20 protein-coding genes are annotated in these 24,194 nt (G+C 64.0%); 13 read left to right on the top strand and 7 right to left on the bottom strand.

The annotated features are described in order from the left end of the window. The first annotated feature begins 4 nt into the window (after positions 1-4). The 3 genes from QTL98_RS15925 (at position 5) to QTL98_RS15915 (ending at position 1,455) form a co-directional block, all read left to right on the top strand. Positions 5-751 (top strand): creatininase family protein, encoded by a 747-nt coding sequence (locus QTL98_RS15925; protein WP_445679451.1) that lies wholly within the window; start codon positions 5-7, stop codon positions 749-751. A gap of 3 nt (positions 752-754) precedes the next feature. Continuing rightward, complete coding sequence (locus QTL98_RS15920; protein ID WP_445679450.1) at positions 755-1,081, top strand: PilZ domain-containing protein; 327 nt, start codon at positions 755-757, stop codon at positions 1,079-1,081. Positions 1,082-1,230: 149 nt separating this feature from the next. Continuing rightward, positions 1,231-1,455, top strand: a complete 225-nt coding sequence (locus tag QTL98_RS15915) for a hypothetical protein (protein ID WP_445679449.1) — start codon at positions 1,231-1,233, stop codon at positions 1,453-1,455. A gap of 11 nt (positions 1,456-1,466) precedes the next feature. Here the strand turns inward: QTL98_RS15915 and QTL98_RS15910 are convergent, their stop codons facing one another. Continuing rightward, positions 1,467-2,900, bottom strand: a complete 1,434-nt coding sequence (locus QTL98_RS15910; RefSeq protein WP_445679448.1) for a helix-turn-helix domain-containing protein — start codon at positions 2,898-2,900, stop codon at positions 1,467-1,469. Between the two features lie 253 nt (positions 2,901-3,153). Between QTL98_RS15910 and aceA the strand changes: the two genes are divergently transcribed. The 6 genes from aceA to msrP all read left to right on the top strand — a co-directional run bounded on the left by aceA (position 3,154) and on the right by msrP (position 10,411). Continuing rightward, positions 3,154-4,464 carry an isocitrate lyase gene (aceA, locus tag QTL98_RS15905; RefSeq protein ID WP_445682169.1) on the top strand — a complete coding sequence of 437 codons (1,311 nt, stop codon included), beginning with the start codon at positions 3,154-3,156 and terminating at the stop codon, positions 4,462-4,464. A 64-nt stretch (positions 4,465-4,528) separates the two neighbouring features. Then, a complete protein-coding gene (locus tag QTL98_RS15900) occupies positions 4,529-4,834 on the top strand; it encodes a DUF4170 domain-containing protein (protein WP_445679447.1) in 306 nt (101 codons plus the stop codon). A 455-nt stretch (positions 4,835-5,289) separates the two neighbouring features. After that, complete coding sequence (locus tag QTL98_RS15895) at positions 5,290-5,892, top strand: hypothetical protein (protein ID WP_445679446.1); 603 nt, start codon at positions 5,290-5,292, stop codon at positions 5,890-5,892. 39 nt (positions 5,893-5,931) lie between these two features. Beyond that, the gene (locus tag QTL98_RS15890; RefSeq protein ID WP_445679445.1) at positions 5,932-8,757 is read left to right on the top strand and encodes a methyl-accepting chemotaxis protein; all 2,826 of its coding nucleotides are present in this window, start codon (positions 5,932-5,934) and stop codon (positions 8,755-8,757) included. A 194-nt stretch (positions 8,758-8,951) separates the two neighbouring features. Then, a complete protein-coding gene (locus tag QTL98_RS15885; protein ID WP_445679444.1) occupies positions 8,952-9,155 on the top strand; it encodes a hypothetical protein in 204 nt (67 codons plus the stop codon). Between the two features lie 263 nt (positions 9,156-9,418). Beyond that, positions 9,419-10,411, top strand: coding sequence for a protein-methionine-sulfoxide reductase catalytic subunit MsrP (gene msrP, locus QTL98_RS15880; RefSeq protein WP_445682168.1), 993 nt, complete (start codon positions 9,419-9,421; stop codon positions 10,409-10,411). A 161-nt stretch (positions 10,412-10,572) separates the two neighbouring features. On the opposite strand, the gene QTL98_RS15875 is transcribed toward msrP, so the two are convergent. Continuing rightward, positions 10,573-11,637, bottom strand: a complete 1,065-nt coding sequence (locus QTL98_RS15875; RefSeq protein ID WP_445679443.1) for a porin — start codon at positions 11,635-11,637, stop codon at positions 10,573-10,575. 214 nt (positions 11,638-11,851) lie between these two features. Beyond that, a complete protein-coding gene (locus QTL98_RS15870) occupies positions 11,852-12,358 on the bottom strand; it encodes a chalcone isomerase family protein (RefSeq protein WP_445679442.1) in 507 nt (168 codons plus the stop codon). 340 nt (positions 12,359-12,698) lie between these two features. Here QTL98_RS15870 and QTL98_RS15865 point away from each other — a divergent pair, with 340 nt between their 5' ends. Next, the gene (locus tag QTL98_RS15865; RefSeq protein WP_445679441.1) at positions 12,699-13,799 is read left to right on the top strand and encodes a type I restriction endonuclease; all 1,101 of its coding nucleotides are present in this window, start codon (positions 12,699-12,701) and stop codon (positions 13,797-13,799) included. 370 nt (positions 13,800-14,169) lie between these two features. On the opposite strand, the gene QTL98_RS15860 is transcribed toward QTL98_RS15865, so the two are convergent. Then, a complete protein-coding gene (locus QTL98_RS15860) occupies positions 14,170-15,069 on the bottom strand; it encodes a LysR family transcriptional regulator (protein ID WP_510637580.1) in 900 nt (299 codons plus the stop codon). Positions 15,070-15,612: 543 nt separating this feature from the next. On the opposite strand from QTL98_RS15860, the gene QTL98_RS15855 reads away from it, so the two are divergent. Together QTL98_RS15855 and QTL98_RS15850 are read left to right on the top strand one after the other, a co-directional pair. Further along, the gene (locus QTL98_RS15855; protein ID WP_445679439.1) at positions 15,613-17,649 is read left to right on the top strand and encodes a glycosyltransferase family 4 protein; all 2,037 of its coding nucleotides are present in this window, start codon (positions 15,613-15,615) and stop codon (positions 17,647-17,649) included. 188 nt (positions 17,650-17,837) lie between these two features. Then, positions 17,838-18,527, top strand: coding sequence for an OmpW/AlkL family protein (locus QTL98_RS15850; protein WP_445679438.1), 690 nt, complete (start codon positions 17,838-17,840; stop codon positions 18,525-18,527). A gap of 81 nt (positions 18,528-18,608) precedes the next feature. Here the strand turns inward: QTL98_RS15850 and trxB are convergent, their stop codons facing one another. After that, positions 18,609-19,586 (bottom strand): thioredoxin-disulfide reductase, encoded by a 978-nt coding sequence (trxB, locus tag QTL98_RS15845; protein WP_445679437.1) that lies wholly within the window; start codon positions 19,584-19,586, stop codon positions 18,609-18,611. A 296-nt stretch (positions 19,587-19,882) separates the two neighbouring features. Further along, positions 19,883-20,917: a mitochondrial fission ELM1 family protein gene (locus QTL98_RS15840; RefSeq protein WP_445679436.1), complete on the bottom strand. Its 1,035-nt coding sequence runs from the start codon at positions 20,915-20,917 to the stop codon at positions 19,883-19,885. Between the two features lie 192 nt (positions 20,918-21,109). Between QTL98_RS15840 and QTL98_RS15835 the strand changes: the two genes are divergently transcribed. Beyond that, the gene (locus QTL98_RS15835) at positions 21,110-21,622 is read left to right on the top strand and encodes an Lrp/AsnC family transcriptional regulator (protein WP_445679435.1); all 513 of its coding nucleotides are present in this window, start codon (positions 21,110-21,112) and stop codon (positions 21,620-21,622) included. An 86-nt stretch (positions 21,623-21,708) separates the two neighbouring features. Here QTL98_RS15835 and QTL98_RS15830 read toward each other — a convergent pair whose 3' ends face one another. After that, positions 21,709-23,943 carry a methyl-accepting chemotaxis protein gene (locus tag QTL98_RS15830; RefSeq protein ID WP_445679434.1) on the bottom strand — a complete coding sequence of 745 codons (2,235 nt, stop codon included), beginning with the start codon at positions 23,941-23,943 and terminating at the stop codon, positions 21,709-21,711. Positions 23,944-24,194 lie beyond the last annotated feature (251 nt).

The raw sequence follows: 24,194 nt of genomic DNA, 5'->3' as shown, positions 1-24,194 counted from the left end.
CCCCATGCGTCTCGATCTCATGACCTGGCCCGCTGTGGCCGACTATCTCCAGACCTCCACCGGGATCATGGTGCCCATCGGCTCTACCGAGCAGCATGGGCCTACCGGCCTTATCGGCACCGATGCCCTCTGCGCCGAGGCGGTGGCTTTCCGTGCTGGCGAAATCGCCGGGGCGCTGGTGGCCCCGACGCTTAATATCGGCATGGCCCAGCATCATATGGGTTTTGCCGGTACCATCACACTCAGACCCTCCACCCTGATCGCACTGGTGGACGATGTGGTCTCTTCGCTGGTGGAGCACGGCTTTCGCCGCATTCTCTTCGTCAACGGCCATGGCGGCAATGTCGCCACGCTGGGCGCGGCCTTTGCCGAATGCTTTGCCACCGGGCGTCTCGCATGGGGCAAGGAGGCGCCCGATCTGCGGCTCAAGCAGCTCAACTGGTACGACATGCGCCGGGTACGCGAGTTCTCCGCCAGCCATTACGGGCGCAGCGAGGGCCAGCACGCCACGCCAAGCGAGATAGCGCTGACGCAGGCCCTGTTCCCCGAGACTGCCGACCATCGTGTACTCGATCCGCAGGTGGCGGATTTCAGCGCCTTTCACGACTGGCGGGATTACCGCCGCCGCCATCCCGACGGGCGCATGGGCTCCGACCCCAGCCTTGCCCGGCCGGAACATGGCGCCGACCTCATCGAACTGGCTGCGCAAGGCATGGCAACCGCCTATAATGCCTTTGTTAGCGAGGAGTAACCGATGCTTGGCCAGATCATCCGGATGGAGCGACCGAACCGCCGCCGCAACCAGCGCAGCCACCGGCCGCTGGAAGTGCTGATCGACGGGGTCGAGGTTGCTGCCGTTGACTGGAGCCTGGGCGGCGTGCGGCTGGATGCTTCGCTGCTGGGCCTCAAGCCCGGAGACAGCCTGAGCGTGGAGATCAGCGCGGCCGGCCGCTCCGGCATGGCCATGGCGGAAATCCTGGAATCCGAAGGGCGGGGGACGGTGCTGCGCTTTACCAGCCTGACCAATGATGCCTTCGAGACGCTGGAGGGCGCGCTGATGCGCCGGGGCGAGCAGCGCTGATCCTGCCGCTCCGGGGGCGAGCAGCTTTCGCGGGCTGCCTGTGCTGCCCTTGCCTGCAAATTGCCCCAGCTGTGTCCGCAACACCGGCGCCGCCGGCCGGGTTTCTTTCCTGAAGGTCTTCAAATCCTTGAAGGGCTTGCAGGAGGAAGATGATGCGAACCTGTGTTCTGGGTGCTTCGGCGCTGATGGTCCTGCTCGCCGGCGGCCTTGCCGGCTGCTCGGACGATCCGAAAAACATGAATCACAGCTACACCCTCACCGACGAAAATGGCGATGAGGCCGGCACCATGACCCTGACCCCGACCGGGGGCGGCGTGGTGACGGATAATAATGGCGCCGTGGTCGGCAGGGTGGATAATCCGGCGTCCCCCTGAGGCTGTACCCGTTAAAGGCCCGGCCCTTCGACATTGAAGGGCACGGTGCCGCGATGGTGTTCGTAAATCTCGATGCGCTGGCCGAGCGGCGGATGCGCGCGGTCCGGGCAGTCGGTGCGCTCGCACAGGCGACAGCCCGGGCCGATAGCGGTTGCCCATTCGGCCGCGCGGGCAAGATCGAGCCCGTCGGCATAGGCCACCTGGCCCGCATGGCGGATATCGCAGCCAAGGGCGATGGCTTGCGGCAGGGCGCCGCCCGGCCGGCTGGCGGCGCGGGCAAGGGAGAGGTAGAGCGTGCCGTCCGGCATCGCCACCACCTGCCTCAGCGGGGCGCCGGGGCTCATGAAGCTGTCATGCACATGCCAGCGCGGGCAGGCGCCGCCGAAGCGGGCGAACTGAAATCCGGCGGCGGCAAAGCGCTTGGTCACGTTACCGGCGCGGTCCAGCCTCAGCATGAAAAAGGGCACGCCCTTGTTGCCGGGCCGCTGCAGGGTGGTGAGGCGATGGCTGACCTGCTCGATGCTGGTGCCGAAGCGGGCGGCCAGCAGATCAAGATCGTGGCGGCAGGCGCGCGCGGCGGCGGCAAACCGGTCATAGGGCATCAGCACGGCGGCGGCGAAATAGGCCGCGAGGTTGAGCCGGGCAAGGCGCAGCGCCGGCTCGGCGGCCAGCCCTCCGGCTCGTGCCAGTTCCGTCATCGCATCGGGCAGTGCGAGCTGGGCGATCTGGCTTGCCAGATGGAAGGCGCGGGCCTGTGGCGGCAGCACTTCGCTCAGCAGCACGCGGCGCGAGTGGCGGTCAAGCCGGCGCAGGGCCGGTGTCATCACCTCCAGCGGCATGACCTGCACCTTGAGCCCGTGGGCGCGGGCAAGATGCTCGGTAAGGCCGGCCATCAGGTTGTCGCTTGCCAGCGTGGCATCGGCCCACAGCGCTTCGGCCGCCGTTTCCAGCTCGGGGAAATGATTACCGGCGGCGGCAAAGAAGTCGCGCACTGCCTCGACGGGGAAACCCTCCATCTCCACGGCATCCTGCCCGCCGGTCCCTTCCAGCTTTTCGCCCAGGGCGCGCAGCGTGTCCTGCCCCTCGCGGTAATGACGGTAGAGAATCTGGATGGCCTGGGCGGCCTGCGGGCTGGCGGCGGCAAGGTCGCGCAGATCCTGCGCCTTGATATCGGCCCCGGCCAGCAGCGGATCGCCGAACACCTCGCGCAGGCCTGTCACCAGCTGGGCCTCGTCATCCTCGGCAAAGCTGGTGAGGTCGATATCGTAGGTCTGGCCGAGCTTCAGCAGCAGCGGCACGGTGAGCGGGCGCTGGTTGTGCTCGACGAGATTGAGATAGCTGGCCGAGATGCCCAGCTCCTCCGCCATCTGCGCCTGCGTCAGCCCCAGCTCGCGCCTGAGCCGCCGCATCCTGTGTCCCAGCATGGCCTTCTGGTCGCGCGCCATGGTTTCCTCCCGGGCGGATATTTACAAACTTTACAGATTTTCCAAGTTCAGGCGTTTCAAGATTTACATGATAACTTCAATACATTCAGATGGTTGTTGCCAGCTCCAAGTATTGTCAACCATCCTTTCTTTCATGGTGCGGCGCAATAACTGCGCTGCCGCAAACGGGACGGTCAAAAAGGCCGCCCGGATGAAAAGGAAGGAAACCACCATGGCCCCTCTCGATACCCATTTCACCCCGCCCCCCACTGCGATGCCCGCGCTCGAAGGTCTGGGCGAGGCGGAAAGCCGCGCCTTGCATGCGCGCCGCTTTGACGGTATCCGCCGCGACTACAGCCCCCGCGATGTGGAACGGCTCAGCGGCTCCATCCCTGTGCAGCACAGCATTGCCGAGCTGACGGCGCGCCGCCTGTGGGAGCTGCTGCACAAACGGCCCTATGTGCATTCGCTGGGCACCTTTACCGGCAACCAGGCCATGCAGATGGTCAAGGCCGGGCTGGAGGCGATCTATCTCTCCGGCTGGCAGGTGGCGGCCGATGCCAACCTTGCCGGGCAGATGTATCCGGACCAGAGCCTTTATCCCGCCAATTCCGTGCCGGCGGTGGTGAAGCGCATCAACGAGACGCTGCGCCGCTGCGACCAGGTCGAGCAGATGGAGCGCATGGACGGCAAGACCGACCAGCGCAGCTGGTGGCTGGCGCCCATCGTGGCGGATGCCGAAGCCGGCTTCGGCGGCCCGCTCAATGCCTTCGAGCTGATGAAATCGATGATCGAGGCGGGGGCGGCCGGCGTCCATTTCGAGGACCAGCTGGCGTCGGAGAAGAAGTGCGGCCATCTGGGGGGCAAGGTGCTGGTGCCCACGGGCACCTTCATCCGCACGCTGAATGCGGCGCGTCTGGCCGCCGATGTGTGCGGTACCTCCACCCTGGTGGTGGCTCGCACCGACGCGCAGTCGGCCCAGCTCATCACGTCGGATCATGACGAACGCGACCGGCCTTTTATCGACCATGCCGCCGGCCGCACGGCGGAGGGGTTCTATCGCCTGAAGGACAGCGACGAGCGCGGCGTCGACCGCTGCATTGCCCGCGGCCTTGCCTATGCGCCTTATGCCGACCTTCTGTGGTGGGAGACCTCGACGCCCGATCTGGCCGATGCCCGTCGTTTCGCCGAGGCGATCCACCGCCAGTTCCCGGGCAAGCTGCTGGCCTATAACTGCTCGCCCTCCTTCAACTGGCAGGCCAAGCTCGACAAGGCGACCATTGCGCAGTTCCAGCGTGAGCTGGGGGCGATGGGCTATCGCTTCCAGTTCGTGACGCTGGCGAGCTTCCACAATACCAACTACCGGACCTTCGAGCTGGCGCGTGCCTACAAGGAGCGCGGCATGGCGGCCTATAGCGAGCTGCAGCAGCTGGAATTCGCGGCAGCAGGCGAGGGCTTCACCGCCGTGAAGCACCAGCGTGAAGTGGGCACCGGCTATTTCGACGCTGTTTCGCTCGCGATCAGTGCCGGCCAGTCGGAGACGACGGCGCTGGATCGCTCCACCGAAGCCGACCAGTTCCACTGAGCGGCCCCCGCTTTTTCGATCAAACGACGAGAAGCCCGGCGATTGCCGGGAACTGGAGGAAATCATGTTCGATGGAATGACGGCCGAGCGGCTGATGGAAGAACCGGCGATCCGCACGCCGCGCCTGGTTGGCCCGGCTGCCGTGGCGGCTCCGGCACTGATGGCTGAAGGGCGCCGCTTCTGGGTAATTGGCGGGCGTTATGAGGATACCGGCTTTACCCGGCTGGAATCCGCCGGTCCGGCGGCCGAGGGGCCATTCTTCAGCTACGAGGCGGCGCGTGCGGTCTGGACCCGGCTGATGGCGGAAGCGGGCGGCGATGCCTGCCTGCGCTACACCATCGCCGAGGAGGGCGGGCGCGGACGGGGCTGAAGGCCCATCGTCCCTGCGGCAGGGAGAATCGGAGACTGGGGGAGCGTCTGCTCCCCCTCTTTTTTCCCGTTTGTGGTGATTCTGGTCGTTGCCGACCGGCCGGTCGGTGTCGCGCCCGACTGGCCGGTCGGAGTCATCCGGCTGAGTTTCCGTATAAAATATTGCGCAGATGCTTCGATACCGAATTTTCCACGGAGCTTGATAATTAAACTTCAACAAAGGCGCCCAAAAGGTTTCTTCTGCCGTGGATGCTGTCCCCTTTTGTGGCAAAATTTCTGATGCCATCGGGAATAGCGGAATAACCATAAAGTTCGCCTGATGGACAAAACATAAGCAAAAAAGGCGGCACTGGCTTTTTGCCTAAAGCATGATCAAACTTTGCCAGCAGGAGGACCGATAGCCCGGCAGAGGGGCTTTTTCGGTTCTGCCGCCGCCATGGACAGGTTGGAGGGCGAATGAGAAGACAGATAACGGGGATGTGCCGGCAGGCACTCCCGGTGGTGCTGGCTGCGGGCCTCGTTCTGGGCGCTGCCGGAATGGCCAGCGCCGCTGATGCCAACGAATTCAGGCCGCAGCTGGAGCGCGATTTTTCCGCGCTGGTGCAGCCAATGCTGACGGATGGCGATCTTGTCGCCGCGCTCAAGGCGATCCCCGCGCCGGACGATCCCTCCGGCCTGTCTGCCCGCGAGGGCGTGTGGCAGGCGGAGCTTGAGGCCGGGTCCGGACCCATGACGACGGCCGCCACGACCGGAGCGCTGGCCGAGCGGCTGAAGGCGCTGGCTGACGGCGCGGGCGTCAAGCTCGACAGGCTGGTTGTGCTCGGCCCCCCGGGTGAGGTACTAGCCACCACCAAACTCGATTCTGATTACTGGCGCGGCGACGAAGACGCCCTGTCCCCGGTGCGGGCCGGTTCGACCGACCCGGCTGTGCAGGATGTCGTCTATGACAGTGCTCGCCGCATTTTCACCGCCAACGTCTCTGCTCCGGTGGTCGATCCGGCGAGCGGCGCGTTGCTGGGGGTGCTGACCGCCACCTTCAATATCGAGAATTTGCTTTAAGGCCCACAGAGGGCCTTCAGGACTGGAGTTACTGAAAAGATGACCATTCGGCTTCGCCTGTGGAGCGGGTTCGTCGTCGTGCTCGTGCTGACGGTGATTGTAGGCACCGTCGGCCTGTGGGCACTGCGATCCCTGCGCAGCGGCTCGGACGCGGCACTGCAGGCAACGCAGGCCGCCCGTACCGCCGCCAATGCGCGCCTCAACGAGCTTGAGTTCCGCGTATCTTCCCGCCCCGAGCTGATCCAGCAGGGCCAGACGGCCATCGACTCCGCCTCGGCGGGGCTGGCCTCGTTCCTGGCGGCCGGCGGCGATGTGGCGAAGGTGGCGCAACGGGCCAATGCCGGGCTCGATAATGCCCGCAAGGCGCTGGATGCGCTGCGCACGGCTGCCGAAACCTCGCAAACGGCCGGCAAGGCGCAGCAGGAAGCTGTCTCCAAGCTGCAGGATGCCGTGGCCGATCTCGAGAGCCGCCAGCAGCGCGACTATATGGTTGCCTCCGCTGATCTTGCCCAGGCCGCCGACCAGCGCTCGCAGGCCGATGCCGGCGCCCAGGCTGCCAATGACGTGCTGCGCACCACGCTGGAAACCCGCCTTGCCGAGGCGACCTACCGCATCACCGGCAAGCGCAGCGACCAGAATGCCGTGAAGGCGAAGCTCGACGAGCTCGATGCCCTGCTGCCCAAGGTGCAGGAGCTGACCGGCGCGTGGGAAATCGACGACATCAAGGACTCGATGACCACCTATCGCGAGAGCTTTGACGCCCTTGCCAATGCCTCGCGTGCGCTGCGCCTTAACGAGCGGACCCGGGCGGATGCCCAGACCGCTCTTTCCGGTGCCTTCACCGGCTTTCGTAACGCGATGTTTGGCCTGATCAGCTATACGGCGATGCGGGTCGAAGCGGCGCGCCAGAATGGCCAGCCAATCGACGGTCTGCTGGCCGACCTTGCCCGGATCAACGCCATCAGCCGCACGGGCTCCAAGGCCGAACAGATGGTCGTGCTGTTCCGCTCCGGCGATGCAGCGACACTGGCCGACCCGGACAGCGTGTCGAAGACGGTCGATCTTCTGGGCCAGGTTGTCGATCAGATGAAGCAGCTGGAAGGCGGTTTCGACAAGGCGTCGCTGCAGCTTGCCAAGCTGTTCGAGGAGGCCGCGGCAACCCTGCAGACCGGTGTCGGCGACGTCGCCAAGCTGGAAGCCGAGCGCCAGGAACTGGAGCCGCAGATCCCCGACCTCGAAAACAAGCTGGCCGAGATCTCCTCCAGTGTGCTGGAGCAGATTCAGGATGTGGCGACCCGTGTCGGCAAGCGCCGCGACGGCGTGATCGAGATTGCCAAGACCCGCCAGCAGACGGCCACGCAGGCCGTGGACCTGTTGCGGGCGGCAGCAGCCTATGCCTCCTCCGTGGACGCGACCGTGTTTGCGGCTTCCAGCGCGGTGCTTCAGGCCCGCACCATGGGCCAGGCCGCGCCGCTGGATGATGACTTCAAGCGCAGCAGCGATGCTGCTGCCACGCTGGTGAAAGCAGCCAATGGCAGCTCCGTGGCGGCGGCGGCCCAGGCGGCCTCCGACGCGCTCGGCGATTTCCGTGCCCGCATGGAAGAGCAGATTGCGGCTGAAGCGGCGCGATATGCGGCGGCTTCCCAGGCAACCGAAGCGCTGGGCCGGGCGACCATCGCCGCCGATCAGGTGCGTGACATCAACCGCGACAAGGGCGGCGAGGTTTCCACCAATGCCCGCAATGGCCTGATGGCTGGTATCGCCCTTTCCCTGCTGCTGGGTGCGGCGGCGGCCTGGATCATCGGCCGCAGCGTCAGCCTGCCGGTTTTGAAGATCACCGGCGCCATGAAGTCTCTGGCCGAAGGTTCGCTGGAGACCGAAGTGCCGGGCAGCAACCGCCGGGACGAGATCGGTGCCATGGCGGCGGCGCTTGCCATCTTCAAGACCAATGCCTCCGAGCGGGCGCGGCTTGAGGAGGCGCAGCGCCTCAAGGATGTCGAGGCGGCGGAGATGCGCCGGCAGATGCTGGAGCAGCTGGCCGACGATATCCAGGAGCGTATCGGCAGTGCGGTGGCGGAGGTGGCAAGCGCCGCCGACCAGCTGCGCGGCAATGCCGAGGATCTGAACCACACAGCGGATGAAACCGGCAATCAGGCCGGGCACGCTACCGGTTCGGCCCGTGTGGCCGAGCAGAATGCCCAGAGCATTGCCGGTGCGACCGAGGAGCTGGATGCCGGCATCCGTGAAGTGGCGGCCCGCGTCGATGACAGCCGCACGCTGGTGCGGGATGCCGTGCAGGCTACCCAGCTGTCGCGCAGCAAGATCGATGCGCTGAAGAGCATGAGCGACGAGATCAGCCAGATCGTCACTCTCATCAACGATATCGCCGAGCAGACCAACCTGCTGGCCCTTAACGCCACCATCGAGGCGGCGCGGGCTGGCGAGGCGGGCAAGGGCTTTGCCGTGGTGGCGGAAGAAGTGAAGAGCCTTGCCGGCCAGACCGGCCGGGCGACCGACAGCATTGCCGAGCGCATCAGTGCGATCGTTGGCGGCACCGGTGCGGCCCAGCAGGCCGTGGCGGGCATCGTCGATATCATCGAACGCGTGGACGACAACGTGACCGCGATTGCCGCCGCCATCGAGGAGCAGGGGGCGGTGACCTCCGAGATTGCCCGCAGCGTCAACGAGGCGGCGCAGAACTCGGGCGAGATCGTCACCGTGCTTGACCAGATGGGCACGCTGGCTGGCGGTGCGCAGCGCAAGGCCAGCGATGTGCTGGCAGCGGCGCGGCGCCTCGCGGAACTCTCGCGCGGCATGAGCGATGATGTGGAGCGCTTTGGCGAGACGGTGCGCAGCACCGCATAACACCGGGTTTTCCGGCGATGCAGGACGGGGCGGGGAGCGGAGAATGGCCGCTCCCCGCTTTTTTATTGCGCCGCCAAAGAAATATTATGTCCGCTATCGCTTTTTTAACATCTTTCCCATAATATTTGAATCGGACAAGCAGTCCTGATGTGCTCCAGGCGTGGGGCGTATTGATCCAGGTAGGGAGATTTTCGATGGCATTCTGGAACCCTCAGGCTCCACCGGTATCCGGCGCCGATATGGCCGGCAGACCTCTGAAGTCCGAACGCGTGCCCGGCGGCCCGACGGCGATCCGTGACAAGAAGGACGAAGAGCGCCGTCGCCGGCGCCAGCAGCAGGGTCACCATGTCGAGGACTGGGTGCCGGCTGAAGAGCACGAGATCGACCTCGAGGCCTGAACACAAGGGGCAGTGCCAGAATTCGCTGACCTTTCGCTTGAGCGACGGGGCGCTTTTGCGTGCCCTGTTGGCATGCCTGCCCTTCGCCCTATCGTCGCGGGCCATCCATTTTTATCCGCCGGAGCGTATGATGCTCCCGGCTGGCGATTGCCGTTCACGAAAAGGTGTTTGGCGGTGTGATGCATCCGGCGCCGTTCCGCCGCATGAATGGGAAAGCAACCGGCCGCCGGCGGCCATCGGAGCAGAAGGCAAGCGAGGACGAGATGGTGATCAGACGCAAACGCAGCTGGGAGCTGCCGCAATCGGCCGTAACCTCCGAGGCTACCTATCTTGCCCGCCGGTCGCTGCTGAAGGCGATGGGGCTGGGCGGCGGCGCGCTGATGGCGGGCGCCTCGCTCGGCCATCCCGGAATTGCCGGCGCCGATACAATGGAGGATCCCAGTGCAGCGCTTTATCCGGCGCAGCATAACGATGCCTATACGCCGGGCGATGGCCGCACGCTCACCGATTTCGACAAGGCGACGCGCTACAATAATTTCTACGAATTCGGCACCGACAAGAGCATCTGGCGCGATGCGCAGAAGGGGCTGAAGACCCGGCCGTGGCAGGTCGAGATTGCCGGTGAGGTCGACAAGCCCCTTACCCTCGATATCGACGATCTTTTGAAGAAGATGCCGCTGGAAGAGCGCGTCTATCGCCATCGCTGCGTCGAAGCCTGGTCGATGTGCGTGCCGTGGACGGGTTTTCAGCTGAGCCATCTGGTAGAACTCGCCAAACCGCTCTCCTCGGCCAAATTCGTCAAGATGACGACCTTCAATGACCCGGAAATGGGGCCGGGCCTGCGGCAGTTCTGGTACCCGTGGCCCTATGTCGAGGGGTTGACGATGGCGGAGGCCACCAACGAGCTGACCTTCATGGTGACCGGCCTCTACGGCAAGCCGCTGCCGGCCCAGAACGGCGCGCCGCTGCGCCTCGCCACGCCGTGGAAATATGGCTTCAAATCCATCAAGTCGATCGTGAAGTTCGAGTTCGTCAGCAAGCAGCCGATGAATTTCTGGCAGGAGCTGCAGGCGCAGGAATATGGCTTCTGGGCCAATGTGAACCCCGATGTGCCCCATCCGCGCTGGAGCCAGGCGCAGGAGCGCGACCTGCAGACCGGCGATAGCATCCCGACCCGGATCTATAACGGCTATGGCGATACTGTCGCTTCGCTCTATAGCGGGCTCAATCTGCCGGATACGGTGCTTTTCCGCTGAGCTTTCCTTCCCCGCCTTGTGGGGAAGGTGCCGCGCGAGCGGCGGATGGGGGTAATGAGGTGAAGCGGTCGATGGCTGGTGCCAGGCGCGCGCTCATTACCCCCACCGGCCCTCCGGGCCCGCCTCCCCGGATTAGGGAGGCTTTTTAGGGCGAGGTTGCCTCAGAACGCGACCTTGGTGCCGAAGAACACCACGGTGGCATCAAGCTTGTTCTCTGCATTGCGATACTGGTTCACTTCGGCAAGCGCCGTGACGCCGGGCACAATGTCGTAGCTCCCGCCGACATAATAATTGTCGCCCTCCACCCTCGTATTGGAGGGGGCGCTCAGCACCGCATCGTCATAGCGCACATTGAGATAGCCGGTGCCGATGGACCAGTTGTCCTTTTCGTAGGTGATGCCGGCACTCCAGGTGGAGCCGTCGCCATTGGTGCCGCCGACATCGCTCATCCAGTTATAGCCGCCGCCGACGGAGACGCCGGCCAGGGTGAGGGTGCCGCCGATATTGACGTTGCGCGGGCTGCCATCGCCGCCCGGTCCGCCGCTGGCGGAATAATAGACGGCACCGGTCTTGACCCCGACATCGCCGATGCTGCCCTTCCACCCGCCGGCAAGCTCCAGCCCGTTATCGCCGGTGGTCTTGGCCAGATCGCCGCTGTCGAAATCATTCACATGGCCATCGGGAGCATAGGAAACACCAAAGCCGAAGCCGGCAAGGTCGAGCCCCTTGGTGGTGTAGGAGACCTTGGTGGCATCGCTGGTATCGCCGCCATTCAGCAGGTCGTCCGGCGCGATGCCGGAGGCAAAGTCCGGGGCGTCGCCATCCCAGGCGCCGTCGCCGGACAAGGGGGCGAATTGCTGCCAGTCGTCCGACGGCCCGTCATCATTCCCCAGCAGGATGGTGCCGAAGCTGGCGCTGGCGAAGGTGATGGAAAGCTCGTCGGTGCCGAGCGTGTCGGAAATCTTGAAGTCCAGCCGGCCGGTGACCGTCAGGCCATTATCGGTCTTGTATTGCGGCGTGAAGGTAAAGTCGCCGACGCTGATCATGTCGAAATGGCGGGTGGCATCCGGGTCGTCGCTGTCGACATAGGCGCCATAGGCTTCCGCCGTGCCGGAGATGGAGAGCGACGTGGCTTTGGTCGTGACCTGCTGCGCTTCAGCGTGAAACGCTCCCAGCGAGCCCGCAACCAGCGCGGAGCTGCCGAGCAGCACCTTCTTGAGTTCCATCCTGTCCCCCTTCGCCAAATACCGTTCGTACCTGCTTTCGGGCCTTGAGCGCCTAACATAGCATGCCGCACGAGGCGGCGCGCAGCCGGTTGAATCCCGAGGGGGTTATTCTAGAGAAACGACGGCGGGCGGGTTTGTACCGGCATGCGCCGATTACGCTGCAAATGCCGTGGCGCAGCGGGTGCGACAATCCGGATGGGGCTGAGCGGGGCCTTTATTGCGATGCCAGCCCCAGCAGCTTGGCCCGCGAATGCGGCGCCGAAGTTTGCGGCGACAGCCAGATGTCGAAGAAGTGCCGGGTGAATTCGGCATCCTCAATGGCGCCGATAGGCCTGCCGTTGCTGTAGAAGCGGGTCCAGCCATTGGCTTCCCGCACGCCGGTCAGCTCGTCATATTTTTGAACGTCGGGAAAGAAGCTCTCCAGCTTCGTCTCCCAGCGCGTCAGCCGGGTTTCATCGTCATAGCCGACCTTGCGCATTTCCTTGACGCAATACTCGGCCAGCGTCTTGCCCTTGAAGTCGTGCAGATAGGTGAGGGTCAGGGCAAAGGGCCCGCGGTCATCCCATTTGCCGCCGGGGGCATAAAGCTCGGCGTCATAGATGTCCCACAGCATATAGTGCAGTCGACTGGTGCCCACCAGTTCGGCATTGCCGATCTGTTGCCGGATAAAATTGATATCCGCATAAGCGATCGCGGGCACGAACCAGAAGGCCGATGCCATGCCCGCGAGAAAAGCTATCCGCCATGCTCCCCGCATCGCACGCGCTCCCCGCCAGTAGCGATGGGATAATAGGATAGAACTGGTTAACTGAGCGTAAAGGGGGCAGGAGCGATTTTTGCCAGAAGATTGAGCAGTTTTGCGATCGTCTGCTACGATTATTCCGTTTGGTGTATGCTGTACACGATTGGAACGGGTGTCATTAATTTATGAAAGAATCATAGTTGCATATGCAGATAACTTGTTCTCTAGATTGATTCAATCCTGACGCAGCCCGGTCATTAGTAACGGATTCAACTTGTCGCGCTGACGTCGGGTAACAATCGATGGGGGCGAGAGGAAAATGGATATTGCGGACAAGATTAAAACTCTGGCTTCCCGCTTGGAGAAACAGCGCGAGAACGTGGTCACCGAAGAGGCCTGCAAGAATGCGTTCGTGATGCCGTTTCTCAATGCCCTCGGTTACGACGTCTTCGACCCGAGCATCGTCGTTCCGGAATTTACGGCCGATGTTGGAATCAAGAAGGGCGAGAAGGTTGATTACGCCATCAAGATGAATGGCAAAATTAGCATTCTGGTTGAATGCAAAGGATGTGGGGCCTCGTTGGCTTCCGCCCATATGTCGCAGCTTTACAGATATTTTTCGGTCACAGAGTCTCGGTTCGCTCTGCTTACAAATGGTATTGAGTATTGGTTCTATACAGATTTAGATGCTCCAAACAAAATGGACCAGAGGCCATTTTTCAGATTTAATATATTTGATTACAGGCCTAGTGATCTTGTCGAATTGCAGAAGTTCACGTTTGATGCTTTCAATGTAGACATTATTCTTTCTACAGCTAACAATCTAAAATACAGCAATGCTATCAAGGCGGAATTGCTCAAGGAATTCGATGAGCCGTCTGACGATATAGTGCGTTTGCTGGTTGGCCGGGTCTTTGACGGTCGTTATACGCAGAAAGTTCGTGAAGATTTCGCGCCGCTTGTCGTCAGCGCTTTCCGTGATGCTATCCGGGATATGGTTAGCCAGCGGCTTACATCGGCACTTGAGGTGACCGGAGGCGGGAATGTTGTGGCTGCAGCTACAACCCTCCCGCCGGCCGAAAGCCCGGCCGTCCCCGCCGGTGCTGATGGCGCAGACGAAATTGTAACTACCGAGGAAGAGATAGAGGGCTTTCATATTGTGAAAGCCATTGTGCGCAGTCACATCAAGTCGAGCCGCATCGTCATGCGCGATGCAAAAAGCTATTGCGCCATTCTGATCGACGATAACAATAGGCGGCCTCTTGCACGCCTGCATTTCAACAGCAAGAGCGTCAAGTACCTTTCGGTATTTGATGCGGAGCGTACGGAAGAGAGAATAAAGATCGATGTCCTTGACGACATTTATCTTTATGCCGACCGTCTCAGGGCAACAGCGTCAGTGTATGCCGACGGCCAATAAAAGCCTGCCGAAATTCGGAGTGGCTCCCAACTCCATTGCGCGCAAAAAAAACGCCGGACCAAAAGGTCCGGCGAGTTGAACAGGGAGGCTTCACGTCTGGGAGACGCCAGGTCCCCGAAGGAACCTGTGTCGCGGGCGCCAGGCGCCGGCGACAAGGCTGCTGCGCCGCAGCAGTCACAAACATATGTATCGGTGATGGTGCCCGATTTGAAGGCATGATTTCGTGACCCAGCCGTGCAGGCGCCGCATGGCTGGTGGCTTTTCTGGGGCAAAACCCCACAAAAACCGCCATTTCTGCCTCGGGAAACTGCAATGCGCGCTTGTGCCTATCTCTTAGTCACTACGTGGCTATGAGATGGTCACGCAACTGTCATTGCTGGCGGAAGTCTTCCGCCTCGGCCAGCTTCTGCACCAGGAAGTCGCGGAAGGCAGCGATGCGCTTGCTCTGGCGCAGTTCCTCGGCATAGACGAAGAAGGCTTCCAGCTTGGGGCTTTCATCTTCCGTCGCCACCCGGACCACATTGGGATCGGTGATCATGTAGTCGGGGATGGAAGCGATGCCGAGGCCGCTCTGCACGGCCACCGACATGGCATAAAGGTTGTTGATTCGCAGCGCCGGACGACGCTCGCCCGGGGCCGGGCTGCCCACTTCCATCGCCCAGTTGACATAAGGGATGGGGGCACGGTGATCGCCGCTATAGGCGATGATGTCGTGGTCCTTGAGCTCGGCCGCATTTTTCGGCATGCCGCGGCGCTCGATATAGTCGCGCGAAGCATAGAGGTGGAAATGCACCGTCATCAGGTGGCGCTGGATGAGTTCCGGCTGCTTGGGCGGCGTCATGCGGATGGCGACATCCGCCTCGCGCATCGCAAGGTCAAGCTCGGTATCGGAGAGCACGATGCTGAGCTCGACCTCCGGATACATCTCGCGGAATTCCTTCACGCGCGGGGCAAGCCAGGTGGTGCCGAAGGCGAGCGTGCAGTTGACGGTGAGCGGGCCCTTGGCCTTGTCCTTCGATTCCGTCAGCATCGCCTCGGTCAGCGACAGTTTGGCGAAGACCTCGGTGGCAGTGCGGTGCAGCAGCTCGCCCTGCTCGGTGAGGATGAGGCCGCGGGCATGACGGTGGAAGAGCGGGACGTTAAGGCTGTCTTCCAGCGAACTGATCTGCCGGCTGACGGCTGACTGGCTGAGATTGAGCCGGTCTCCCGCATGGGTGAAGCTGCCCGCTTCTGCCACCGCATGAAAAACCCGCAGCTTGTCCCAGTCCATCATGGCCCCGACCTTTCATTATCTGTTCCCGCCCCCCGGACGGGTTTGTCACCTGCCGGCCCGGTGCCGGCATGCTGCATCGCGGCATGAATATCAGCCGCCCTGTTACCGGATATCTGCCGGCGCTGGCCATGCCGGCCCGCCCGGAAGTTCCGGTTTCCTACTACCTTATGCGCAAGCCCCCCAGCGCATTCAGGCAGGCCCTTGATATAGCCCACACATGACGCCGCCAACCAAGGCAGCCCGTCCTGTGCGATTAACCTTTGCATGACGGCTATGCGTCCTGCGCATGCCATGATAGCGACCACAGCCGGGTTGTCCAATCCAGAGCGAAGGCGGCGTGCGGAATTTGCGGCATAAAGTGACAAATCGGGCACCCGGTGTTGCCTAATCGCCGCGCTGACCGGCATGGTGGCACCCTGGGGACGGGTAGAACGATACAAAGACAAGAATTGGACGGGGCCAGAATTGGACGGGGCCAGAGTTGGACGGGCCAGAGTGGAACGGGCCAGAGTGTAACGGGGATGGAAGGGCCGCCTGCAGATGACAGCTGAGCAGAACGCCGCCGGGGCCGGAGCGGAGCCGGCAGAAAAGCGCATGTCGCTGGAGGCCGCGCTTGCAGAAGCGGCAAACCGCCTTGCCGCAGGCAATGCGCAAGGGGCACTTGCCATCCACCAGCAAATTCTCGCCCAGCGCCCGGGCGCCCTTGAGGCCTTGCTGGGCGCGGCACGGGCCCTTGCCGCACTGAAACGCTGGGAAGAAGCGCTCGGCTTCTGGCGGCAGGTATTGGCGGCCGCGCCACGGACGGGCGAAGCCGCCTCCGGCGCGGCACTGGCGCTTTATGCCCTTGGCGATGTGGCGGGCGCGGAAGCGGCCTTCAGCGACGGCCATGGGGCAACGCCCGAGCGTCAGGCCCGGGCGCGTCTTGCCTTCTTCTATGTCGGCGAAGGTTATCAGGTGGACCCGCGCGGCGTGATGGGGCGGCAGGTGGCCAATGAAGGGCTACTGCGCGGCTGGCTGCGCCATACCGGGGCCGATGCCGCCCATGTGGTGACCCTGGGGCCGTCCGCGGCAACGGCGGTCGCCACGCTGGCAGCAGCGGAGCGGCCGCAGCTGCCGGTCGGCTGGACGTTTGGCGGCGATCTTGCTCCGCTCCAGCGGGTGGGGGCGCTGCTTTACCCGGCGCCTGATATCGGCTGGCTCGGCTGGCGGCGGGCGCGGACCGGGGCGAGCCGCTTCAGCCTTGTGGGCATGACGCATACCACCTCGACCGAAAGCGCGATGGAGGGCATTGCTGATTTCTGGACCGCGCCGCTGCATCCATGGGACGCGGTGATCTGCCCGTCGCAGTCGGTCAGGCAGATGATGGAACGTGTGCTGGAGGCGCGGGCCGGGCAGCTTGCAAACCGGCTGGGCAGCCGGCCCGATCCGGCGGTGTTGCCGCAATTGCCGGTCATCCCGCTCGGTATAGACTGTGCGGCTTTCACGCCGCGGCCCGGCACCCGGGAGCTGTGGCGGCAGCGGCTTGGCATATCCGGGGACGACATCGCCGTCCTCTCACTGGGGCGGCTCTGCCATCGCCACAAGGCCAACCCCTGGCCGCTTTACCGTGCGCTGGCGCGTGCGGAGGCCGAGGCGCGTGCCGCCGGACGAAGCGGGCGCTGGCATCTGATCCAGGCCGGCTGGTTTCCCGACCCGCAGACCGAAGCGGCCTTTGACCGCGCGGCGCAGGCGCTGTGCCCCAACATAACCCTGCACAAGCTCGACGGGCGGCAGGCGGAGGTGCGGCGCGACATCTGGGCGGCAGGCGATATCTTCGTCTCCCTGCCGGACAACATCCAGGAAACCTTCGGCCTTACCCCCATCGAGGCGATGGCGGCGGGGCTGCCGGTGATCGTCAGCGACTGGGACGGTTACCGCGAAAGTGTGGAGGACGGGGAACAGGGCTTCCTGATCCCGACCTGGATGGGTAGTGCGCAGAGTGGTGAGGCTCTCGCCAACCGGCTGGAAGCCCATATCGACCCTTATGGCGACTATTTGCTGCGCACCACCCAGCATGTAGCCGTGGATGTCGACCGGGCCACAGCCGCCCTGCTGCAGCTTGCCGGCGATCCGGCGCTGCGCGCGCGGATGGGCGCCGCTGGCGTCGCGCGGGCGCGCCAGGTCTATGACTGGTCGGTGGTCATTCCGCAGATCGAGGCGCTGACGGCCGAACTCGCCGTACGGCGGCAGGCGGCGGCTGACATTCCCCCTGCCGTCAGCCCGACGCGGCTTTCGCCCTACGAGCTCTTCAGCCATTACCCGACGCATCACCTGCTGCCGGAAAGCCGGATCGAAGCCGGATCGGCGCTTGGCACCGGCAACTGGCTGCCGGCGCTGCTGACCGAGCCGCTGACCGCCCCGGCTGCGACGCTGGTGCTGAGGCCGGTGGAAATGGCCGCCTTGCTGGCCGCCGTGGCCGCGGGTGAGGTGCGGCAGGTGGCCGGGGCACGGGCACGGTTTGCAGCTGCCGCGCCCGAGGCCGTCGACCGCAGCCTGCTGTGGCTCGCCAAGATGGATCTGCTGCGCCTCCTGCCGTGAGGCGGGCCGGCCACAGGCTGCCGGACGCTTTGTCCAAGGCCCCTGACTAATTGATCCAGATCAGAGCCGCCGGCTTTCCCGGCGGCGCACAACTACCCCTGTCAATGATCCAGAGATCGGGAACCGGGTGCGCCGGGCGGGTGCCTTGCGGCCAGGGAGATCACTTGCCTTGAAGGGGGCAGTTTACCATGAACAACAACAAGAACCGTGCCGACGCCCGCAGGCTGCCGGCTCCGCTGCTGGCCGTGAGCGCGCTTGCCCTTGCCGGTGCCCTGTTTGCCGCCGCGCCGGCCCATGCCGAGAAGCAGGCCGGCGACATCCTGGTGCGCGGCCGTGCCGTGCTGGTGGCGCCGGATGTCGACAGCAGCCTCAGCAATGGCGGCTCGCACATCTCCGGGTCGGCCGATGCGGATAACAACACCATCCCCGAACTCGATATCAGCTACTTCTTTACCGATAATTTTGCCGCCGAACTCATCCTCGGCACCAGCAAGCACGACATCTCGGCCAAGAACACGCCGCTCGGCAATCTCGATCTCGGCTCTGTCTGGCTGCTGCCGCCGACGCTGACGGCGCAGTACCATTTCAATCCGCACGGCACCTTCAGCCCCTATGTCGGCGCCGGCATCAACTACACCATCTTCTACAACGCCGATCATGGCGATGCGCAGCACATCAAGTATGACGACAGCTTCGGCTATGCGTTCCAGGCTGGCATGGACTACGCGATCAACGATCGCTGGTCGCTCAATGTCGACGTCAAGAAGCTCTTCCTCAGCACCACCGCCACCATCGATGCCGGCCTTGCCGCACCGGTGAAGGCCGACGTGGATCTCGATCCGTGGCTGGTGGGCGTGGGTGTCGGCTACCGCTTCTGATCGGGCGTAGCTGACAAAAAGGGCGCCGGCGGTGGGGGCTGCCGGCGCCCTTTGTCTTTTGTGCGGTAAGGCTTCTGCGGCTTATTCGGCCGCTGCCGCCTCGTCCGCCACGCCATGGGTCTCGATGAAGCGCTGGGCATCCAGCGCGGCCATGCAGCCCATGCCGGCGGCAGTCACCGCCTGGCGATAGATGTGGTCGGTCACGTCGCCGGCGGCGAACACGCCGGGCACGTTGGTTTCCGGACGGCCCGCCTTGGTGAGGATGTAGCCGTCCGCATCGATATCGACATGGCCACGGAACACCTTTGTCGCCGGGTCATGGCCGATGGCGACGAAGACACCGTCGATCGCGCGTTCGGTAACCGCGCCGGTGCGGGTGTCGCGCAGCTTGACGCCCGTCACCTGCTTCATGATGCCCTGGCTTTCGCCGACGATCTCTTCCAGTGCCGCATTCCACACCACCTCGATCTTCGGGTGAGCGAAGAGGCGGTCCTGCAGGATGGGTTCGGCGCGCAGGCTGTCGCGGCGATGCACCAGCACCACCTTCTCGGCATGGTTGGTGAGGTAGAGCGCCTCTTCGACGGCCGTGTTGCCGCCGCCGACCACGATCACCTGCTTGCCGCGATAGAAGAAGCCGTCACAGGTGGCGCAGGCGCTGACGCCAAAGCCCTGGAAGGTCTTTTCGCTCTCGATGCCGAGCCAGCGGGCCTGGGCGCCGGTGGCGATGATGACGGTATCGGCCACATAGGTGGTGCCGCCATCACCCTTGGCGATGAAGGGGCGGCGCGAGAAATCCACCTCGGTGATCATGTCCGCCACCATCTGGGTGCCGACATGCTCGGCCTGGGCGCGCATCTGCTCCATCAGCCAGGGGCCCTGGATCACCTCGGCAAAACCCGGATAGTTCTCGACATCGGTGGTGATGGTCAGCTGTCCGCCCGGCTGCAGGCCTTCAACCAGCACCGGCTTCAGGTTGGCGCGTGCGGCATAGATGGCCGCCGTGTAGCCGGCCGGGCCGCCGCCGATGATGAGAACCTTGCTGCGGTGCGTATTGGACATGATCTGACAGGCTCTATGCTTGCCGCCGGCGCGCGCCGGTCAGGGCACGGGGGTCAGGCGGTCTTGGAAATCTCGGTTGGCCTATCTGAGCAAGTGGGCAGGGCGGGGTAAAGGGACTGTTAAGCTCGCCACAGCACCCCGCCCGGCCGGGCGGGGCAAGGCCCGCATGAATCTTGGCGCGGGCCATAATAGTCCAGCTTCATCTTGTAGTAGGGTGTGCGCACAACGACCCCATTCTGTAGGGGGCAAGCGGCGTGGCCGCTCCTGATGGCAGCGAATCGCGGGGCTTGTCCGGCTCAGGCCTGCTGTGGCCAAAGCCCCCGGGCGGCCAGCCGCTCGCGCACCGCTGCCGCGGCCTTGCCGGTCTCATCCAGCGGCCGGGGTTCCCACAGCTCCAGAACCCCGGAAAAGGGGTGGGCGGCACCGCTTGCATAAAGACTGTCCAGAAAGCGCCGGAACTTGGCGTTGCCGCCTTCCAGTTCGGCCACCAGCACGGGCTTTCCGGTCGAGGCGGCCTCGGAGACCATGTTGGCGCTGTCGCAGGTGACGATGATGGCATCGGCATGGGCCAGCATGCCGAAATAGGGATTGTCACCGCTGCCGTCCCAGAAATAGCAGTTGGGCAGGCCCACCAGATGCGCCTCAAGGATCGAGCGGCATTCGGGCGAGGTGCGGCGCGAGCAGGTGACCATCAGCGAGACCGGCTGGCCGTCGCCCGCTGCACTGCGTCCGCGAGCCAGCGCGGCGAGGCTGGCGCCCAGTTCGCCTGCTTCCGCCGGGCCGAAGGGATAGGCGGCGCTGGTGCCGCCGATGGAGACGGCGACACGCGGTCCGGGCAGCGCAACAAACTGCTGCGCCCAGCGGGGCTTTTCCGCCTCCAGCCGCTCGGGCGTCACCCGGTGCAAGGCGCCTTTGGTGGTGATGACATTTTGTCCCACCAGCCGGTCATGCTCGGGTACCACCAGCAGGTCGAAGTGCCGCGGGCTGATGCGCGGATCCTGCGTATAGATAATGAAACTGCGCCCGCGCGAGCCGCGCTTGATGGCCAGAAGCGCGGCAATCGCGGCCCGCCCGCAGCCGATGGCGACATCCGGCCAGGGCGGGGCGAGGGCATCGCTGCCCGGCGCAAAGGCATGGGAAAGGCCGAGACGCAGATAGGGAACCAGCTGCCGGAAGGGCGGGCGCAGCGTTATCCGCTTGACCTCTGGCGCAAGGCCGATACGTTCCGCCAGCCCGAGGCACTGGTTGACCATTCCGGCCTTGCCATCGGTCACAATCCATGTCGTGGGCCGGGCCTTTGGCCAGCTGTCAGGCAGATTCCGGGAGGTCATGATGGTGGCATAGCGCTGCCTCGGCCTGCGGGAAAGCTGTTTTCTTGGCTTGATCAGAGACTTGGGTGCGGGCAGGGCCGGCGAACCATTTGGCAGAGCCGGGCCGCTCGGGTAATATCATTGCGCCCAAGGGGTGCTGGGTGTTGTTTATGTCCCGATTTTGGGGCTGTTTCGATAATCTGCGGAGAGCCGATGCGCAGGGTAAAACTGGACCGGATAGACCGACGAATCCTGCGTGACCTGCAGGCCGACGGGCGCATGACCAATGTGGAACTGGCGCGCCGCGCCGGAATTTCCGCTCCGCCGTGTTTGCGGCGTGTGCGTGCCCTGGAAGAAGCGGGCTATATCCGGGGCTACCATGCCGATGTGGCGCCGGAGGCGCTCGGCTTCGGGGTTACGGTCTTTGCCCATGTCGGCCTTAACAGCCAGGCCGAGACCGACCTGCGCAAGTTCGAACAGATGGTGGAAGCCTGGCCGCTGGTGCGTGAGTGCCACATGCTGGCCGGTGAGACCGATTTCCTGCTGAAGGTGGTGGCCGAGGACTGGGACGCCTACCAGCGTTTCCTCACCACCCAGCTGACGGCGGCGCCGAACGTGGCGCATGTCAAATCCTCTCTCGCCATCCGCGCCTCAAAGCAGGAAGCGGGTGTGCCGATCGATGTCGAGTCCGGACCGGAGCCGGACGAGGATGACGACAAGGAATAAGCGCTGCCCCAAGGGCACAGCAAAAACGGCCTCCCCGTAAAGGGAGGCCGTTTTGTTTTCAGGTGCTGCTGAAGGTGAGTGGTTTTTCAGGCCGCATAGGTTTGGAACAGCCTGGCCGCCTTTTGCTGGCTGGCATCATCGAAGTGGAACTGGATGCGCAAGGCGTTGCCGTCCTTTTCGACAACCCGGCCCACGATGCTGACGCCGCCAAGGGAAATCTGGACCTCCTCACCCGACCGGCAGGGAGCGTTGCCGGAAAGGGCAACGCCGCCCTCGGAAATGTTGACCGCGCGCAGCTTGACGTCGCCGCTGCGGGTCTTGAGCACGGCTTCGGCATCGATGTCCTTGCGCTCATACTCGCGCCGTTCGCCGGCACGGGACATGTGGGAGAGGAAACTTTCCATCTCGGTGCGCAGGCCTTCGGCCTGGGTGGAAAGTTCGGAGGCGGCAGCAAGCAGCTGGGTCGAGGCAACCTTGGTGAACTCGGTTGCTTCCTGCACGCCGGCGATGCTGGCGGAAGCCTCGCCTGTGCGGCTTTCGGCCTCCGAGATGTTGCGGGTGATGCCGGAAGTCGCCTCGTTCTGGGCGCTGACGGCGGTGGCGATAGCGTTGGAGCTGTCGTCGATGGCGGCGATGGTGGCCGTTACCCGCTCGACGAGATCGGCAACCTTGCGCCCGGCCTCGCCCACTGCGCCGACCTTGGCCTGCACTTCTTCGGTAGCCTTGGCGGTCTGGGCGGCAAGGTTCTTGACCTCGTTCGCCACCACGGCAAAGCCCTTGCCGGCTTCACCGGCGCGCGCCGCCTCGATGGTGGCGTTAAGGGCCAAGAGGTTGGTCTGGCTGGCGATCTCCTGGATGAAGGAGACGATCTGCCCGACGCCGGCGACCACGGTCGTCAGCTCATCGGCCATGGCGCGGGCATTGCCGGCTTCGGCGACTGCGGCCTGCGTGGTGGTGCGGGCACGGCCCAGCTGGGTATCGATTTCGCGGCTGGTATTGGCAAGCTCACCCGCCGCACCGGAGACGGTGCGGGCATTGTGGCTTGCCGCTTCGGCACTGGTCGCGGCTTCCTGCGCCCGGGTGGCTGCACCATCGGCCTGTTCGCTGAGGCCGGCGGCCGTTGCCTGCAGCTCGGTGGCGGCCGCAGCAACGCCGCGCAGCTGGTCGGCGGTGGCGACCTGGAAGTCACGGGCCAGCGCCTCGAGACCGGCCTGGCGGCGGGCGCGGGATTCCTGTTCGGCGCGCTTTTCCTCTTCCAGCTTTACATTCTGGCGTGCCGCCAGCTGGAAGACTTCGGTGGCCTTGGCCATCGCACCAAGCTCGTCAACGCGGGTGGTTCCCGGAATGGTTTCATCGAGCTTGCCATCGGCAAGGTGTTCCATGGCGGAGGTCAGTTGCCGGATTGGCCCGGTGACGCTCTTGCGCAGGAAGAGGATGACGGTCAGCAGAATGCCGAGCGTCAGGGCCGTCGTAATCAGCAGATGTACGAGGAGCGTCGAGTTGAAGGAGTGGATGCGGGCATCCAGCAGGCGCTTAAGCTCGGCGGCAAGGGCCGTGCGATAGCTGGAGAGGGTTTCCAGTTCACTCAGAACCTGCTGCTGGCTGGCCTCTCCTGCCTTGAGGGCCGCGCTGACGGACCGCACGGCGCCGGCTGCATCCCCGGCGATCTTGTCCAGCGCCTGCTTGACGGCGCCGTCGTCGTTGCCGCTATAGGCCGAGGCCAGGGAGGCCTCCATCGCACTGGCCATTTTTTCTAGATTGCCATAGGCGACGATAAGGGAAACTTGTTCGTCCTGCTCGATCTTGCTGTCGCTCTTGACATCTTCAATGAGGAGGGAGGCGTCGACGGTATCCTTGACGGCTTCCGGCAGCTTCAGGAGCAGCAGGTCCATCACATAGAAACTGTCGAGGTCGGGATCGAGAATAAGGTTGGACTGGTCGCCGACACGGGCAATCAGGGTGCCCACAGCTGCCCGGGCGTCGTTGGCAGCCATACCGCCCCCGGCGCTGCGGACGGCCTTGACGGCGGCTCCAGCCTCGCTCTGTGCGTTCATGTCGGAGCCGAACGCGGCTTCGGCTGCAGCGATTTTGTCTGCAAGGCCGGCAGCATCGGGGGCCTTGCCGGTTATGGCGGCAGCGGCAAGCGCCTTGTCTACAGGCTCAAGCGCGCTCAGATAGGCGGTGCCGACACGCTCCTTGTCGCTAAAGGCGATCACCTGCTCTTCCACTGTTACGAAAGAAAAGATGATGTAGCCGATGGGGATGATGAAGAGAGCGACGATCAGACCCAGCTTCTGGGCGATTCCGAGCGAACGGAGCATGAAGGCCTCTTGTCTTGCCGGCTGAGTGCGCCGCGCCGGTTGGCTTGAAGTTGCGCGATGTTCCGCCGAATTCACTCATTTGAAAAGTGTGCAAAAGGATGTGCCTGGGAATTTACGTTTTGATTTCAGTAATTTAAGTTACAGCATATACTTCTTTAGGCGTATGACTGTCGCCAGTGGCATAGACGGTGGCCAACCTTCCGGAGAGGAGGAGAGGCGCTGTGAGGGTCCGATCCAGGCAGATGATGCCT

This window comes from Radicibacter daui, from assembly GCA_030657355.1.
GTDB classification, from domain to species: Bacteria; Pseudomonadota; Alphaproteobacteria; order Radicibacterales; family Radicibacteraceae; genus Radicibacter; species Radicibacter daui.
This window is presented reverse-complemented; position numbering and strand designations above follow the sequence as displayed.